Annotated in this window: 13 protein-coding genes; 8 read left to right on the top strand and 5 right to left on the bottom strand. The window is 67.5% G+C overall.

Annotated features, from left to right (window positions below):
• Positions 1 to 61 precede the first annotated feature (61 nt).
• From ilvD to AC6A67_RS09020, 7 genes are all read left to right on the top strand, one after another.
• Positions 62 to 1756, top strand: a complete 1695-nt coding sequence (ilvD, locus tag AC6A67_RS09050) for a dihydroxy-acid dehydratase (RefSeq protein WP_498036226.1) — start codon at positions 62 to 64, stop codon at positions 1754 to 1756.
• 61 nt (positions 1757 to 1817) lie between these two features.
• Positions 1818 to 2537, top strand: coding sequence for a Crp/Fnr family transcriptional regulator (locus AC6A67_RS09045; protein WP_498036225.1), 720 nt, complete (start codon positions 1818 to 1820; stop codon positions 2535 to 2537).
• 514 nt (positions 2538 to 3051) lie between these two features.
• On the top strand, positions 3052 to 3936 hold the full coding sequence (locus tag AC6A67_RS09040) for an ATP-binding cassette domain-containing protein (RefSeq protein WP_498036224.1): 885 nt from the start codon (positions 3052 to 3054) through the stop codon (positions 3934 to 3936).
• A complete protein-coding gene (locus tag AC6A67_RS09035; protein ID WP_498036223.1) occupies positions 3933 to 4814 on the top strand; it encodes a metal ABC transporter permease in 882 nt (293 codons plus the stop codon). The genes AC6A67_RS09040 and AC6A67_RS09035 overlap by 4 nt, the downstream gene beginning before the upstream one ends.
• Positions 4811 to 5689 carry a metal ABC transporter permease gene (locus AC6A67_RS09030; RefSeq protein ID WP_498036222.1) on the top strand — a complete coding sequence of 293 codons (879 nt, stop codon included), beginning with the start codon at positions 4811 to 4813 and terminating at the stop codon, positions 5687 to 5689. The genes AC6A67_RS09035 and AC6A67_RS09030 overlap by 4 nt, the downstream gene beginning before the upstream one ends.
• A gap of 301 nt (positions 5690 to 5990) precedes the next feature.
• Positions 5991 to 7226 carry a multidrug effflux MFS transporter gene (locus tag AC6A67_RS09025; protein WP_498036221.1) on the top strand — a complete coding sequence of 412 codons (1236 nt, stop codon included), beginning with the start codon at positions 5991 to 5993 and terminating at the stop codon, positions 7224 to 7226.
• A gap of 325 nt (positions 7227 to 7551) precedes the next feature.
• Complete coding sequence (locus tag AC6A67_RS09020; RefSeq protein WP_498036220.1) at positions 7552 to 8334, top strand: hypothetical protein; 783 nt, start codon at positions 7552 to 7554, stop codon at positions 8332 to 8334.
• On the opposite strand, the gene AC6A67_RS09015 is transcribed toward AC6A67_RS09020, so the two are convergent.
• A complete protein-coding gene (locus AC6A67_RS09015; protein ID WP_498036219.1) occupies positions 8319 to 9785 on the bottom strand; it encodes a hypothetical protein in 1467 nt (488 codons plus the stop codon). The genes AC6A67_RS09020 and AC6A67_RS09015 overlap by 16 nt on opposite strands.
• A gap of 52 nt (positions 9786 to 9837) precedes the next feature.
• Here AC6A67_RS09015 and AC6A67_RS09010 point away from each other — a divergent pair, with 52 nt between their 5' ends.
• Positions 9838 to 10077 (top strand): hypothetical protein, encoded by a 240-nt coding sequence (locus AC6A67_RS09010; RefSeq protein WP_498036218.1) that lies wholly within the window; start codon positions 9838 to 9840, stop codon positions 10075 to 10077.
• Positions 10078 to 10158: 81 nt separating this feature from the next.
• On the opposite strand, the gene AC6A67_RS09005 is transcribed toward AC6A67_RS09010, so the two are convergent.
• From AC6A67_RS09005 to AC6A67_RS08990, 4 genes are all read right to left on the bottom strand, one after another.
• Positions 10159 to 10851, bottom strand: coding sequence for a sugar transferase (locus AC6A67_RS09005; protein WP_498036217.1), 693 nt, complete (start codon positions 10849 to 10851; stop codon positions 10159 to 10161).
• Positions 10852 to 11163: 312 nt separating this feature from the next.
• Complete coding sequence (locus tag AC6A67_RS09000; protein ID WP_498036216.1) at positions 11164 to 12438, bottom strand: hypothetical protein; 1275 nt, start codon at positions 12436 to 12438, stop codon at positions 11164 to 11166.
• 119 nt (positions 12439 to 12557) lie between these two features.
• Positions 12558 to 13292: a 4'-phosphopantetheinyl transferase family protein gene (locus AC6A67_RS08995; RefSeq protein ID WP_498036215.1), complete on the bottom strand. Its 735-nt coding sequence runs from the start codon at positions 13290 to 13292 to the stop codon at positions 12558 to 12560.
• A gap of 106 nt (positions 13293 to 13398) precedes the next feature.
• Positions 13399 to 14862 carry an oligosaccharide flippase family protein gene (locus tag AC6A67_RS08990; protein ID WP_498036214.1) on the bottom strand — a complete coding sequence of 488 codons (1464 nt, stop codon included), beginning with the start codon at positions 14860 to 14862 and terminating at the stop codon, positions 13399 to 13401.
• Positions 14863 to 15364: the final 502 nt, after the last annotated feature.

The following is a 15364-nucleotide window of genomic DNA, read 5'->3' as shown; positions in this document are numbered from 1 at the left end:
CTCCCTGCGAGGAGCGACACGCCTTAGCCCCTTGCGCCAGCCCATTTTCCGGGAGCCCACCATGACCGCCAGCGACAAGCCCGCTTTCCCGAAGCCACGCAGCATGGCGCTGACCGCGCCATCCGCCTGGGGCCCGCGCGCCATGCTGCGCGCCGCCGGGCTGACGGCGGAGGATTTCGGCAAGCCAGTGATCGGCATCGCCAATACCTGGAGCGGGGCCATGCCCTGCAACATCCACCTGCGCGAACTGGCCAAGCGGGTTGCCGACGGCATCCGCGACGCTGGCGGCGTGCCGCTGGAGATCAACACCGTGGCGGTGAGCGACGGCGTGCTGGCGGTTGGCGGCGCCTCGCTGATCAGCCGAGAGGTCATCGCCGACAGCATCGAGCTGACCGCCACCGCTTATGCCTTCGACGCCATGGTGGCCATTGGCGCCTGCGACAAGACCAATCCGGGCTGCGTCATGGCCATGGCGCGGCTGAACATTCCATCGGTGTATCTGTTCGGCGGCTCGATCGCCGCCGGCCGTTTCCGTGGCCAGGACGTCACCATCCAGACCCTGGCCGAGATGGCTGGCTCGGTGGCGGCGGGCACGGCCACCCAGGAGGACATGGCCGAGCTGGTCGACAATGTCTGCCCGGGACCTGGCGCCTGCGGCGGCATGTTCACCGCCAACACCATGAGTTCGGCCATTGAGGTGATGGGGCTTACCGTGGCCAATGGCGCCAGCGCCCCGGCGGTGAGCGGCCAGCGGCGCGACATCGCCTATGAGACCGGCCAGCTGGTGCTCGACGTGCTGGCGCGCGACGTGCGGCCGCGCGATCTGATCACCCGCGAGGCGCTGCACAACGCCATGGCGGTGGTTGCGGCCATGGGCGGCTCGACCAACGCCGTGCTGCACCTATTGGCCATCGCCCATGAGGCGGGGGTCAAGCTGGAGCTGGAGGAGTTCCAGCTGGTCAGCGATCGCACGCCGCACCTCGGCAATTTCACGCCTTCAGGCAAATACAACATGCAGGATCTGCACCAGATCGGCGGCGTGCCGGTGGTGATGCGGGCGCTGCACGACGCTGGCCTGCTGCATGGCGACGCCATGACCGTCGACGGCGCGACCATCAGCCAGCGCCTGCGCGACGTCGTCGTGCCTCAGGGGCAGGACGTGGTGACGTCGGTCGATGCGCCGATCCATGCCACCGGCGGCTGGGTGATCCTGCGCGGTGATCTCGCCCCGGAAGGGGCGGTGCTCAAAGCCACCGGCACCGAATTGCGCCGCCATGAGGGGCGCGCCCGGGTGTTTGGCGATGAGCCGTCCGCTTACGCCGCACTGCTCGACCGGCAGATTGTGCCCGGCGACACCATCGTCATCCGCAATGAAGGGCCGGCGGGCGGCCCGGGCATGCGTGAGACGGCGCGCGTCACCGCCGCGCTGGTCGGCCAGGGGTTCAAGGACAGCGTGGCGCTGATCACCGACGGCCGCTTTTCGGGCATCTCCCACGGCCTCGCCATCGGCCATGTCAGCCCCGAGGCGGCGCTGGGCGGGCCGATCGCGCTGATTGAGGAGGGTGATCGCATCACCATCGACCTCGACGCCCGCACCATCAATATCGATGTCAGCGCTGAGGAGATGGCGCGGCGGCGGGCGGCGTGGCGGCCCATAGAGCCGGTCCATTCCACCAGCGTCTACGCCAAATACGCCCGCAACGTCGCTTCGGCGTCGATGGGCGCGGTCACCACCGCCGGCGGCGGGCGCGACTGACGCGCCCCGACAGCTTTCACTCGGCACAAGTTTCATTTGGCACAAGCCCGGAGGACAGGCCATGGCGACGCGCCAGACGGACAATCCGATGCGTGACATCCTTGAGCAGGACGAGTGGTTCTCGGGCCTGCCAGAGGCGCTCAAACGGCAGGTGCTCGAACTTGGCGTGGTGCGCCGGTTTCGCAACAATGCGCTGGTGTTTGCGGCGGGGGATGAGCCGAACGGCCTGTTCTGCCTGCTTGGGGGCCAGGTCAATCTGGTGAATTACTCCCCGGCCGGCAAGCAGATGGCCCATGGCCTGCTCCGGGCTGGCAGCTGGTTTGGCTATCTGTCGGTGCTCGATGGCCAGCCGCGTTTCCAGGACGCGGTGGCGGTGGGCGAGACCGAGGCGCTTTACCTCAGCATGGCGGCGTTCCGGCGGATCATCAGCGCCAATCCTGCGCTGTTCCAGCACTTCGCCTTGCTGCTGTGTCGCTCGGTGCGCACGACGCTGGGCATGCTGGTGGACTATCGCACCACCTCATTCAGCAGCCGGCTGGCCGCCGTGCTGCTGGATATGGCGCCCGACGCGGACGCGGACGCGGCGCGCGCCACGCCCCGGGCGCCGCGCGTCACCCAGGAGGCGCTGGCCAGCATCGTCGGGGCCTCGCGCCAGACGGTCAACCGCCAGTTGCGTGACTGGCAGGCGCGCAATGTGGTGCGGCTGGGCTATGGCATGGTGACGGTGGTCGACCGCCGCGCCCTCGCCTGCGCCACCCATACCCGGGCGAGCCACGTCTGAGCGGGGCTTCTGTCAAAGCGTTCGCGACCGTAGCGCGGCGGACCGGCGCGCGCGGCGTCGCCGCGCGCTCCTTGCCGGTCACCTGAACATTCATACCAGACCCCGATCAGCATGACCCATCGGGGTCTGGTCAATCCCATGCGGCCACTGAGCATTCCAGGATGCGGAGGCGTCAGAAACTTCACATCCTGGCGTCACCTGGTGAAAGCCGGGCCATTCAGGCTGGTCTATGCGCCCTGGCTTGTCATCTGCGCCAGTCGGGCCTGCGCGCCCCATTTGATCCGTCCCCTGGCCGCGCAGCGCCAGCCGTTCCGCCGCCGCCGCAAAATGGTGCAGGATTGCGGCATCACGGGCGAGGCTCAGGCGAAATCCCCCTTGACGGCCAGAGGCATCGGCACTATCTGCAAATCGTTCGCATCTGCAGCGAGCCTGTGCCGTCGCGACCTGTCGCCGGTTCGGGCCCGCGACGCGATGTGCAGGGCAGGGGCCAGCAAAGGGGCGTTGGGTGACATCCATGACAGGGGCGAAGGCGTCTCCACTGCCCACGGCCGGCGACGCCATCGTCGCAGACCATGCCAGCGTCATCTATCGCAACGGCCACAAGGCCCTCGATAACGCCAGCTTCATCGCGCCATCTGGCTCGATCACCGCCCTCGTCGGCGTCAATGGCAGCGGCAAATCCACCCTGTTCAAGGCGATCATGGGCATTGTGCCGCTCGGCGCGGGGAGCATCCGCATCTTCGGCGCCCCGGTGGCGGAATCCCTCAAGCGCCAGGCCATCGCTTATGTGCCGCAGAGCGAAGACGTGGACTGGAATTTTCCGGTGCTGGTCGACGATGTAGTGCTGATGGGACGCTACGGCCATATGGGTTTTCTGCGGCGCCCCAGCGCCGCCGATCGTGAGGCGGCGCAGCAGGCGCTGGCCCGGGTCGGCATGCTGGATTTCCGCCGCCGCCAGATCGGCGAACTGTCAGGCGGCCAGCGCAAGCGGGTGTTCCTCGCCCGGGCGCTCGCCCAGGACGCCAGGCTGATCCTGCTCGACGAACCATTCACCGGCGTCGATGTCGGGGCCGAGGAGGCGATCATCGCCCTGTTGCGCGATCTGCGCGCGGAGGGCCGCTCAATGCTGGTCTCGACCCACGATCTTGGCGGCGCCCCGACCTTCTGCGACCGGGCGGTGCTGCTCAACCGCACCGTGTTGGCCAGCGGGCCGATTGGCGAGGTGTTCACCGAAGACAATCTCAGCCGGGCCTTCGGCGGCCGCCTGCGGCGCATTGATCTGCCAGGGGCCGATGGCGCCGGCGTCAATGTGGTCTCCGATGATGAGCGGGCGCTGGTGCTGCCGGCGCGGCTGGCGGGCGACGCCGCCGCAGCCGGGGACCAGGCGGGGCGCTCATGACGGCGCTGCTGGAGCCGTTCGGCTATCAATACATGGTCAACGCCATGTGGGTGTCGGCGCTGGTCGGCGGCGTCTGCGCCTTTCTCGCCGCCTTTTTGATGCTCAAGGGCTGGTCGCTAATCGGCGACGCGCTGTCGCACGCCATCGTGCCAGGGGTGGCCGGCGCGTGGATCCTGGGGCTGCCGTTTTCCATCGGCGCCTTCTTCTCCGGCGGCCTCGCCGCCGCCGCCATCATGTTCCTCAACCAGCGCACGCGGCTGAAAGAGGATGTGATCATCGGGCTGATCTTCTCCAGCTTCTTCGCGCTCGGCCTGTTCATGGCCTCGGTGTCGCCGACGCCGTTTGACCTGCAGACCATCATCATGGGCAATATTCTGGCCATCACGCCGGAAGACACGCTGCAGCTGGTGATCATCGCCGGCGTGTCGCTGGCGCTGCTGCTGGCCACCTGGCGCGATCTCGCCGCCATGTTTTTCGATGAGGTGCACGCCCGCGCCGTCGGTATCCGCGTGCGGCTGCTGCGGCTGATGTTTTTCACCGTGCTCGCCGCCTGCACCGTGGCGGCGATGCAGACCGTTGGCGCTTTCCTCGTCATCTGCCTCGTGGTGACGCCAGGCGCCACCGCTTATCTGCTCAGCGACCGTTTCGGCCGTGTGCTTTGCCTCAGCGTCGCCATCGGCGCCATCACCAGCTTCCTCGGCGCATGGATCAGTTTCTACCTGAACGGCGCCACCGGCGGCGTCATCGTGGTGCTGCAGACCCTGGTGTTCATGGCCGCGTTCATCTTCGCCCCGAGGCACGGCCTGCTCGCCGCCCGGCGGCTGCAGCGCGCCGGGGGCGGCGCCGAGGCGCGACCGCTGCGGGAGCTGGGGCCATGAGCGGCCTGGTGGACGGCCTCAACGCCAGCCTGCAATGGCTCGGGCAGCCGCTGGCCCTGCCATTCATGCGCGACGCCTTCCTCATCGCCCAGCTGGTGGCGATCCCCACGGCGCTGCTGTCGTGTCTGATGGTGCTGCGCGGCTGGGCCTTGCTGGGCGACGCCATCTCCCATGCGGTGTTCCCCGGCGTGGTCATCGCTAACATCATTGGCCTGCCGTTCGGGGTCGGCGCCTTCGCCGCCGGCATGGGCTGCGCGGTCGCGGCCGGCTATCTGCAATCGAACAGCCGTATCCGCCCGGACACCGTGCTCGGCGTGGTCTACGCCGGCATGTTCGGCCTCGGCCTCGTGCTGTATCGCGCGGTGGAATCCGACGTCCACCTCGACCACATCCTGTTCGGCGACCTGCTCGGCGCCGGGCGGGATGATCTGGCGCTGGCCGGGGTGATCGCCGTCATCGTGATTGGCGTCATGGCCCTGCGCTGGCGCGATTTCGCCCTGCACGCCTTCGATCCGGTGCAGGCGCGGGTGGTCGGCCTGCCGGTACGGCTGTTGCACTATGGCCTGCTCGCCCTGATCTCGCTGGCCATCGTCGGCGCCCTGAAGACCTCGGGCCTCGTGCTGGCCATCGCCCTGTTGATCGCCCCCGGCGCCATCGCCTTCCTCATGACCCGCCAGCTGTCGCGCATGCTGGTGATCGCCGCGCTGGTCAACATGGTCGCCGCCTTCACCGGCGTTTACGCCAGCTACCGGCTCGACAGCGCCCCGGCGCCGACCATCGTGCTGTGCCTGGCGCTGATGTTCATGCTCGCCATGCTGATCAGCCGCTGGCGCGAACGGCGGCTCAGGCGGCTTGCAATGGGCGCGGCGGACTGAGTCGATCTGACCAATAGCCATGCGACGCTTGCATGGCTATAATGCTCCGGCCTGCTTACGCTTGCTATTACCGCCCAATCGCGGGATGAGACGCGCCCCTGCCTCACGGACAGCGTCTTTGCGCCGCCATGCCCGTCCGGTCGGGGGAATGCTGGCGCGGCGGTGATTTTGACGATCGCTCACGCGTCTGGCGCATGCTCCGTCACCCAACCGCAGCATGCCGCCGCCAGGTGTAACAGTGAGCGCCTTCTCGCCCTTCAGGTCTCTGCCGCTGGTCAGAATGCGCACGAATGGTCAGGCCATGAACGACGTCAGCCAGCAAGCCCGCCCGCCGGGCCGGATGAGTTATCGCGAATTTGTCGTGTTCATCGCCGCCCTGATGGCGACGAATGCGCTGGCCATTGATTCCATGTTGCCGGCGCTGGGCGAGATCGGTCACGATCTCGGCCTCGCCACCGACAACCAGCGCCAGTGGATCATCACCGCTTATCTGCTCGGCTTCGGCGGGGCCCAATTGTTCTACGGCCCGCTGGCGGATCGCTTTGGCCGCCGGCCGGTGCTGATCTTTGGGCTCGCCATGTATATGGCCTGCGGAGTGATCTCCGCCTTCGCCAATTCCTTCGACACCATGATCGCAGCGCGGGTGTTGCAGGGCGTCGGGGCCGCGGCGACGCGCGTCCTCGCCGTCTCGATCGTCCGCGACTGTTACTCGGGCCGCCAGATGGCGCGGGTGATGTCGATGGCGATGATCATCTTCATGCTGATCCCGATCCTCGCCCCGTCCGTTGGCCAGGCCATCATGTGGGTGGCGCCCTGGCACTGGGTGTTCCTCGTGCTGTCGCTGTTTGGCGCGGTGGTGCTGGCGTGGATGTTCCTGCGTCTGCCTGAGACCCTGCACCCCGAAGACCGGCGGCCAATCGAGCCGCGCGCGGTGTTGGCGGCGGTGCGCCAGTGCTTCGCCTCGCGCGAGGCGGCTGGCTATACGCTGGCCAACACCATGGCGATGGGCGCGCTGTTCGGCTACATCAACTCGACCCAGCAGATCTTCGCCGACGTGTTCCACGCGGAGCACCTGTTCACCACGGTGTTTGCGGCGACGGCGGCGTTCATGGCGGTGGCCTCGCTGCTCAACGCCAGACTGGTGGAGCGCTATGGCATGCGGCTGCTGTCGCATACGGCGCTGCTTGGCTACATCATCTTCGCCATCGCCCATTATCTGGTGGCGGCGGCGGGCATCGAGACCTTGCCGGTGTTCTTCGTGCTGCAGGCGGCGGTGATGTTCTGCTTCGGCATGATGAGCGGCAATTTCGGCGCGATGTCGATGCAGCCGCTCGGCCATATCGCTGGCACCGCCTCGTCCGTGCAGGGCTTCGTGATGACAGTGGGCGGGGCGCTGATCGGCCTCGCCATCGGCCAGCAGTTTAATGGCACCACCGTGCCCATGACCGCCGGCTTCGCTATCTGCGGCCTGATCACGCTGGTGATCGTGCTGGTGGTGGAGCGTGGCCGGCTGTTCCGGCCGCACAACGCCGGCTGAGCTGCAGGCCAGGGCACGTCGCCCGGCCCTGGGTCGTGCAATCGGCTTGCCTGCCTGCCTGCCTGCCTGCTTGCGTGTGCGGCATCGCCGGATGCGTCATAGCACGCTCCGATCACGCCGGATCGGAGCATGCCCATATGTCCATGCAGGGAGCGAATTCTCGTCGATCAAACGATTCCGTCTGATCGGAAAGCGCTCGTTCGGCGCGTGGCGTGACATTGCGGAAACACACGGGAAAAAGCTAAACCATAACCGTAGTTGCGGCGATGCGGGCGTGCGCCGGCCTGCTTACACTGCGCGGGCTGGGATTTGGTGGAGTTGTGTGATGTTGAAGCAGATCTGTGTTGGAATGGCGCTGGGCGCCGTCGCCTCAACCGCAACGCTGGCCGCTGATCTGCCTGCGCGCACGGCCCCGCCGGCGCCTGTCGTGGCGCAAGGCCCGGCGCTGAGCTTCGCCATCACCCCTTATACTTGGGCTGCGGGCTTCAGCGGCGACGTCGGTCGCCGCGACCGCACGCTGGCCCACCTCGACTATGATTTTTCCCGCGTCGTCGACACCATGAATTTCGCCGCCATGGGCGTGGTGGAGGCGCGTTATGGCCGCTATTCGCTGTCATCCGATCTGATCTATCTGCGTATCACCGACAAGATGGCGTTCAACAGGCTCGGCGGGGCGCGGCTGAATGTCGGCGTCGGCCTGTGGCAGTGGACGCCGCTCGCCGGTTACGCGGTCTATCAGGATGGACGCTCCAGCGTCGATCTGGTCGCTGGCGCGCGCCTGTGGTCGATCAAGACGCTGATCTCCGCCTACACGGTCGATTTTGGCAATCGCGAGGGCGATACCCGCAAAAGCTGGGTCGACGCCGTGGCCGGCATCCGCGCCCGGGTGTTTCTCAATGACAACTGGTTCGTCAGCGGCTGGGCCCTGGCTGGCGCCGGCGGCTCCGACTATATGTGGGACGTGATGGCCGGCGTCGGCTACCAGTTCAACAACTGGCTGTCGGCCAGCGTCGGCTATCGCGCCGAACAGGTGAAGTTCGAGCAGTCCGGTTTCAGCTTCAACACCACCGTACAGGGGCCAATCGTCTCGGTTCAGATGAGTTTCTGAGCGGCCCCTATGGCAGGCCATGGGGCGCCCGATGGGTCAGATTGCTGAGCGCCTGGCGGCGCAAGGACGGAATGGGCGCCGCCCTCCAACGCGACCCTGCGGCAGGCCAGTGTGGTCGCCACGCAGATAAACAGCAGCATGCCAGGGTCAGCGCTGGCGCCGGAGATGGTGGCGGCGGCGATGCTGGCGAGGCCCGCCGCCCGCGCAGATTCATGCAGGGCAAGGATGGGCTGGCTGGGCGCGGCGGTCGCCGGCAGCGGCCGCAGCAGCACCACGACAAGCAGCAATTGCAGGGCGGCGCCGATTGCGCCCGTCTGGCTCAGCACGGCGATCGCCCAATTGGAAGCGCGTGAGCTCCCCATGCCGACGCCAAGCCAGGCGGTTTCGAAAAAGGTTTCGAGGCTGCGGGCGTTCCAGTAGCCGCGCTCCGCCGCCGAGGCGGAGCTGGCCTTGTTGAACACCACCTCATCCAGCAGTTTCAGCGCCGGGTCGAACAGCGTGGGGTTGCCCAGATAGAGTATGGCGCCCACCGCCACCCCGGCGAGCGCCATATACAGAAGCGAAAAATCCGCCTTGTGCACCCGCCCGCGCAGCAGATTGACCAGCGCCATGCCGGCCAGCGCGGCGGCGTAAAGCGCAAGGCAGGCGTAGGCTGTGGAGCTGGTCGACAGCAGGGTGAGGGCGAGGGCCGTAAGGCCAAGCGCTCCCATGCGGCGGTCGCCGGTGACCCTGGCGAATGTCATGCAATAGACGGTGACGGCGAAAATCGCCGCGCCAAAGGCCGAGGCCTCCGACTGACCGCCAGCGATCCTGAAAAAGCCCGCGTGTTCGGTATCGGTGAGCATGGCGTAAGTGGCGGTGCGGATGACCTCGAGCACGTCGCCTGCGCCGGCGCTGCGCGCCAGGAGATCAAAAGCCCCCAGGCCGGTATTGAGCAGCGCCCATAGCAGAAAACCGCGCCCGAGCAGGCGCAGCTGCGCCTCATCCCTGGCGGCGGCCATCAGCCAGATGCAGGCCAGCGCGCCGACGATGAAATAGGCCGTCTGCGAGATATTGCCGGAGCCTGGGGCCAGCAGCGCCTCAACCACGCCGCCATTGGCGCGGTCGACCACAAATACGCTGGTTCGGCCCGCGAATAGTCGGGGCATCAACCAGGCGCTGGCCGCCGCGTGGACGATCAGCGCCAGCAGCGCCAGGGTCATGGGCTGGCGCGCCGCCCCGTGCGCCAGCATGGCGACGCCGTGGCGCTGGACAAAGGGCGACATGAGCAGGGCCAGCGCGAACAGGGTGTAGATTTGCGGCGAGGCGCCGCCAAGCGCCGGTATCGTGGCGAAGGCTGTGGCGCCAAACGCCAGCGCGGCGGGCAGGCCGATCAGCGTCGCCGAGCCGAGCAGGCGAGACGTCAGCGCGACAATGAGCGCGACGATGAGGCCCACCACGGAAGGCGTCATGTGCTACACACCAGCATGACACCTCCACAAGGAACCGGGGTAGGGGGCGCCCATGGCGGGCATCTGGATTGCGCTCGGCGTGCTGATCGGGGCGGCGCTGGCGCTGCGATACAAATTTGGCGCGGCGCTGGCGGGCAGCGTGCTGCTGGCGGTGGTGGCCGCCCTGGCCAGCGCCGGGGGCGGCGCGACATATGCGTCGGGCGTCGGTCTCGCCAGCTGGATGGCGCTGCAGATCGGATATGTGGCGGGAGCGTGGGTTAACGCGGCGCTGGCGCGCCGCAGGCGCCGCTGAGCCGCGCTGTTAACCGGCGCCCTTCGGGCGGTGTTGGCCTTTCGCGACCTGGCCATGGGCGTTCCCCGGTTACGGCCTCGCTCAGGACGTCTGGCTGGAGCGGGCGACGGCTGGCACGGTGCGCGCGAGAATGGTGACGTCGCGCCACAGCGACCAGTTCTGCACATAGGCCACGTCGAGCGCCACGCGATCGGCGTAGCACAGGGCGTTGCGGCCGCTGACCTGCCAGGGGCCGGTCATGCCTGGCCGGGCGGCGAGGTAGGAATCGATGTCGCGGCCATAAAGGGTCAGCTCTTCTGGCACCACCGGGCGCGGTCCGACGCAGCTCATGTCGCCCGCCACCACATTCAGCAATTGCGGCAGCTCATCCATGCTCGTGACGCGCAGGGCGCGGCCGAGGGGCGTGACGCGTGGGTCGCGTTGCAGCTTGCGGGTCTCGCGCCATTCCTTCGCCGCCTCCGGGTCTTCGAGCAGATGGTCTTGCAGCAGGCGGTCGGCGTCCCGCGCCATGGTGCGAAACTTGAGGCAGCGGAACGGCGCGCCGCCGTGGCCGACCCGGCGCTGGATGAATAGCACGGGCCGCCCCATGGTCAGGGCGATGGCGGCGGCGATGATCAGGATGAGCGGCGCCAGCAGCGCCAGCGCCATTATGGCGACCGTGAGGTCCAGGGCGCGCTTGGCCCCGCCGCCCAGCGCCGGCCGACCAGCGGCGGCCCGGGACGTGGCGGCATAACTTGTCGTAACGCCGCGCGCGGCTGCTGGATCATTCGACACGGTCAATAGCCCCTTGCTCCTGTTGCTCAAACAGGTGCGGCCGATAGCGATGCGCTCCAAGATATTAGAAGGGGTAGGCGGGTCGGGTATGAGGGCGCCATGCTAATACCTTTTGGCGCCAGCGACGCCGGGGTTGGTGGTCAAAATTACCTCCCACGGGCGCCTGATGGGGCGATTTACCGCCTGCCAGGCTGCAAGCGCCCCGGCAGGGTGATGGCTTGTGTGGCTGACAGCGGGTCATGCGCCGTCGCGGGTCGCCGCCGGAGCGACGCGCCATCACGCGAGGCCTGTCGCCAGATAGGTGCTTTGCGGTTACTGCGCGCTACCTTGCGGAGGCGTCGCCACATGAGGGCTGCTCGCAGCCTTAAACGCGGCGAAGGCCGGTTTGCGCTTGCCCACGCGCCAGCCGCCGTTGTCAGTCTTGTCCAGATTGACCAGGCCCATATAGGCCTCGTAATTGGGGGCCCAATAGCTCTCGTCCATCAGCTCATAGACATGGGCGGCTTCGACGCGATAGCGGTCGGCCAGCCCCTGCAATTGCGCCATCATCGCCGAAAGCCCTTTGGCCTGGCCCTCTTCGCCGTCGCGCTGGCTGCCATAGGGGTGATTGAACTCGGTCACCCAGATCGGCTTGTCGAACGCGGCGAGGATCTTGAACGCCCATTCGGGATCCTCGCCATACCAGTGCCAGACGCTGATATCCCAGGCGACGCCATCATTGGCCAGCCGGCTGAAGATGCCGGTGCGCCCCCAGCCCGCGGTGCCCAGCGCCCGCCGGGCATTTGGATTGACCGCGGCCACCCCCTCGGACAGCCCGCCAAGCACCGCCGCGACCTTGCGGTAACGCGGACCATAATAATCGAGCGGGCCGACGCCGCCCGCAGGCCCCCATTCGCAGGGATATTGCGTGCCGTCATCCTTCATCTCGCAGGGCTGGATAATGGCGAAATTGTCCAGCTCATTGCCCAGCTCCCAGACGGGAATGTCAGGGAAGCGCTTCACCACGGTTTCGGCGAAGGCGCGCGCCTTCTGGCGCAGCTCTGCTTCTTCCAGGCTCTTGAGGTCGACCGGCGGCAGCAGCACCGGCAGGACAGTGATCTTGCGTTGCGCGAGCACGTCGCGCAGGGCGCCCAGCCGCTCAAGCTGGTCAAGGCTGCTGACATCGACGCGGTAGGATGTGGCGCCGAGTTCGCTGAGCAGCGCCGCCTGCTCTTCCATGGTGACGCCAGGATAGGACACCAGCGGATGGCCATTGACCCCCCAGGCGATGCGGCTAGCCTCAGCTGTTCTGGGGGTGGTCGCCGTCGTTGCGGCGGCAGACGCCGTCGACCCATCGCTGCTGGCTGCCGCGCCTTGGGCGACAGCGAGCGTCGCCAGCGCGCTGACCGCAAACACCCAGCTGATGGCGCGCCGCAGCAGGCAGGCGCGGGCTGTGCCCGGATCCTGGCGCGCGACCGGCGCGCCACGCATTGCGCGCCAGCTGTGCATGGCGCAGCGCGCCAGGCCGGGCGCGTTCGCCACGCCCACCATGTCCGACACCATGTCCGAGCCGTCAGTCGCCGTCCGCCGGCGTGGCGCTCCACTCAACAACGCCGCCTCCCATAGCTGGCGGGCGCAGGATGGCGCCCGGCGTCATAGGACGCGGAAGCGGCGCGCTGGCACAGGCCGTCATTCAGGGGAGGGCTACCGATTTTGCCTGAGGCGTCCTACGCCGGCGTCGCGCCAGCGGTTGGCGGCGACCAGCGCCGGATATGGATGGCGGCAGGCGCCCATGGCGTGGCGACAGCGCCGCAGATATGCGGCGCCGGATCCATATGCTGTAGCCGCCAGCGGGCCGGGGCGTCAGGCTGGCCTTGCAACCGCAGCAGCCGCGCGGGCGCCTCGGGCGAAAGGGTGACGTCGAAACTGTCGAGCGGCTGTGCGAGGCCAAGCCCGAGCGCCTTGATCACCGCCTCCTTGCGCGTCCAGCAACGGTAGAAACCAGCGGTCCAGGCATCGCCGGCGAGTTGCGCCAGCTCGGCCTGTTCGGCGACGGAGAAATGCTGGCGCGCCACGTCCGGCTCAATGGCGCGCACCGCCTCGATGTCGACGCCGACCGGTCCCGCCCATGCCACGGCCAGCGCGCCAAGTTCGGCGGTGTGGCTGAGATTGAAATGCGGCGCGGCCGCGTCGGCGAGGTGGGGCTTGCCCCATGCATTACTGACGAAACGCACATCCGCCGCCGCTCGACCAAGCGCGACGCCAAGCACCTGGCGCATCACCGCGTGGGCGACCACATGGCGGCGGCGGTCACGCGGAAAATGAAACCGCGCCGCCCGCGCCTGCTCTTCGGCGTCCAGCGTCTGCGCCAGCTGGGCGACGACGTCAGGCGGGCTGTCCAACGTGAACAGCCAGACATCGACGTCGCGGCGCGCAGCCAGAACGCCATCCCAAGGGCTCATGACATCTCGGCTCCCGCGCTGGTCGTGGCGATTATGCCGGGATGGCGTGCGGGCGGCAATTGCCGGCGCGGGCGAGGGCGAGGGAGGGGCTGCGGGACTGAAGGGTTCAGGCCCGCCGCAGCGTCCTGACCCGCTCAAGGATGTAGCGGCAGGGCTCCGGCGCCAGCCAGAAGATGGCCATGGCATAGGCGGGCAAAGCGATGAGCGGCGCGACGACCAGTTGCGCCAGCGGGGGCATGGCGTCGCGCACCAGCCAGGCGGCGGCGAAGCTGGCGGCTGCGGACAGCAGCACGGGCGCCAGATAGATGCCGGCGACGCGGGAAATGGCGATCGGCCCGGCCCTGCGCAGCACGGCGTAACAGAACAGCGGCTGCACGATGACGTTGAAGGCGGCGAGCCCGGCGGCGACGCCGAAATCGGCGTCGAGCAGCGCCCCGAGCGTGATGAACAGGAAATACAGGGCGGTGGTGGCGCCACTATAATAAAGCGCGGTGTTGAACTGACCGCGGGCCGGGAGCAGCACGCTCACGGTCCATGACACCGCGTCAAACGCCAGCGCCAGGCTGAGCAATTGCAGATAAGGGGCAGCGTCAAGCCAGCGCTGCTGGAACATCGCCGCCAGAAACGGTTCGGCCAGCGCCGCCTGCAGCATGCACACCGGCATCACCACAATGGCCAGCACCCGCGACGCCTGGATGACGGCTTCCCGCTGCCGCGCGGGGTCATTGGCGAATTGCACCAGGGTGGGAAACAGCACATTGGCGACGCTGCTGGCCAAGAGGCGCATGGGCTGGCCCGCGATACGGTAGGCGAAGAAATACAGCCCCAGCCGGGTTTCGCTGGCGACAAGCCCCATCACCAGATAATCGCCATGGCCGACGAGATTGTTGAGCAGCCGCGACGCCATCACCGCGCTGGCGCCAGGCAGCAGCGGGGCCCAGCGCCGGCGGGTCCGCAACGGAATATGCGGCGCATCGGCGGCGCGCCACATCAGCCAGGCGGCGATGGCGACGGCGAAAGGAACCGGCAGCACGAAGCTGAGCGCGCCAAAGCCCAGCGCCGCCAGCGCCACCGAGCCCGCGCTGGTCAGCGTCAGCTCCGCGAGGCTGATCAGGCCGATGGCGCGAAAATCGAGGCGATTGCGCACGATGGCGGTGGGGGCGAGCGCCAGCGCCCGGAATGGCAGGCTGGCGGCGAGGATAATGATCAGCGGCGTCAGCGCCGGCTGACCATATATAAAGGCCACCAGCGGCGCGCCCAGCGTCAGCAACGCCATGGTCGCCAGGGCGGCGGACATGGCCAGCCAGAAGGCCGAGGGAAACCACAGCCGCATCGACGGACCCCGGCGCAGGATGACGTCGTCGAGGCCAGGTTGCAGCGCGGCGCTGACAATATTGACGACCGTCAGCGCAATACTGATCTGGCCAAAGGCCTCCGGGGCCAGCAGCCACGCAAGCGCGATCTGCGACATCGCCTGCACGATGCGCGAGGCGGCGCTCTGGCCCATCAGCCACAACATGCTGCGCATGGCGGCGTTGGCGAAGGAAGCCGGCCGGGCTCCGCGGGTCATCTGCGCCTCTGTCATGAGATCCGTGTTCCGTAACGCGCCGCTGCAGGCGCCGCTGGCGCCGGCTGTGTGGCGCGCCGACGCCATCATGACGCGGCGGGACGTTTGGTCAGGTCGCTCAAAGGACGTAGATTGCGGGTGAGTTGGGTGTAGTTCGGTAAGCCAAGGGCTGATGCCGGCGCGTCCAATGGGCAATAATGCGCCCTTTTGTTTAATTCGTGCGCAATGATGCGGTTCGGCAATGTTTAGCTTGGCCGTTAACCCATGAATATTTGAAGATTCTGCTTCAACGGACGCAAATGCATTCGCGATTATGCTAGAACGTGTCCGTATTCACGGAAACGTGAACAGCTCCGTTGCGGCAATTTCTACGCCGAACGAGCCGACGGAGGGGAAGCGGCAGGCGTCATATTGGAGTAGATGTCCTGGACGGAAGGCTGATCAGCGCCGCATTCATGCGCCCCGTCGCCCCCCAAAAGCGGCCCCCCAGCGATAAACTATTCGT

This window comes from Camelimonas sp. FR25 (assembly GCF_059740505.1).
This window is presented reverse-complemented; position numbering and strand designations above follow the sequence as displayed.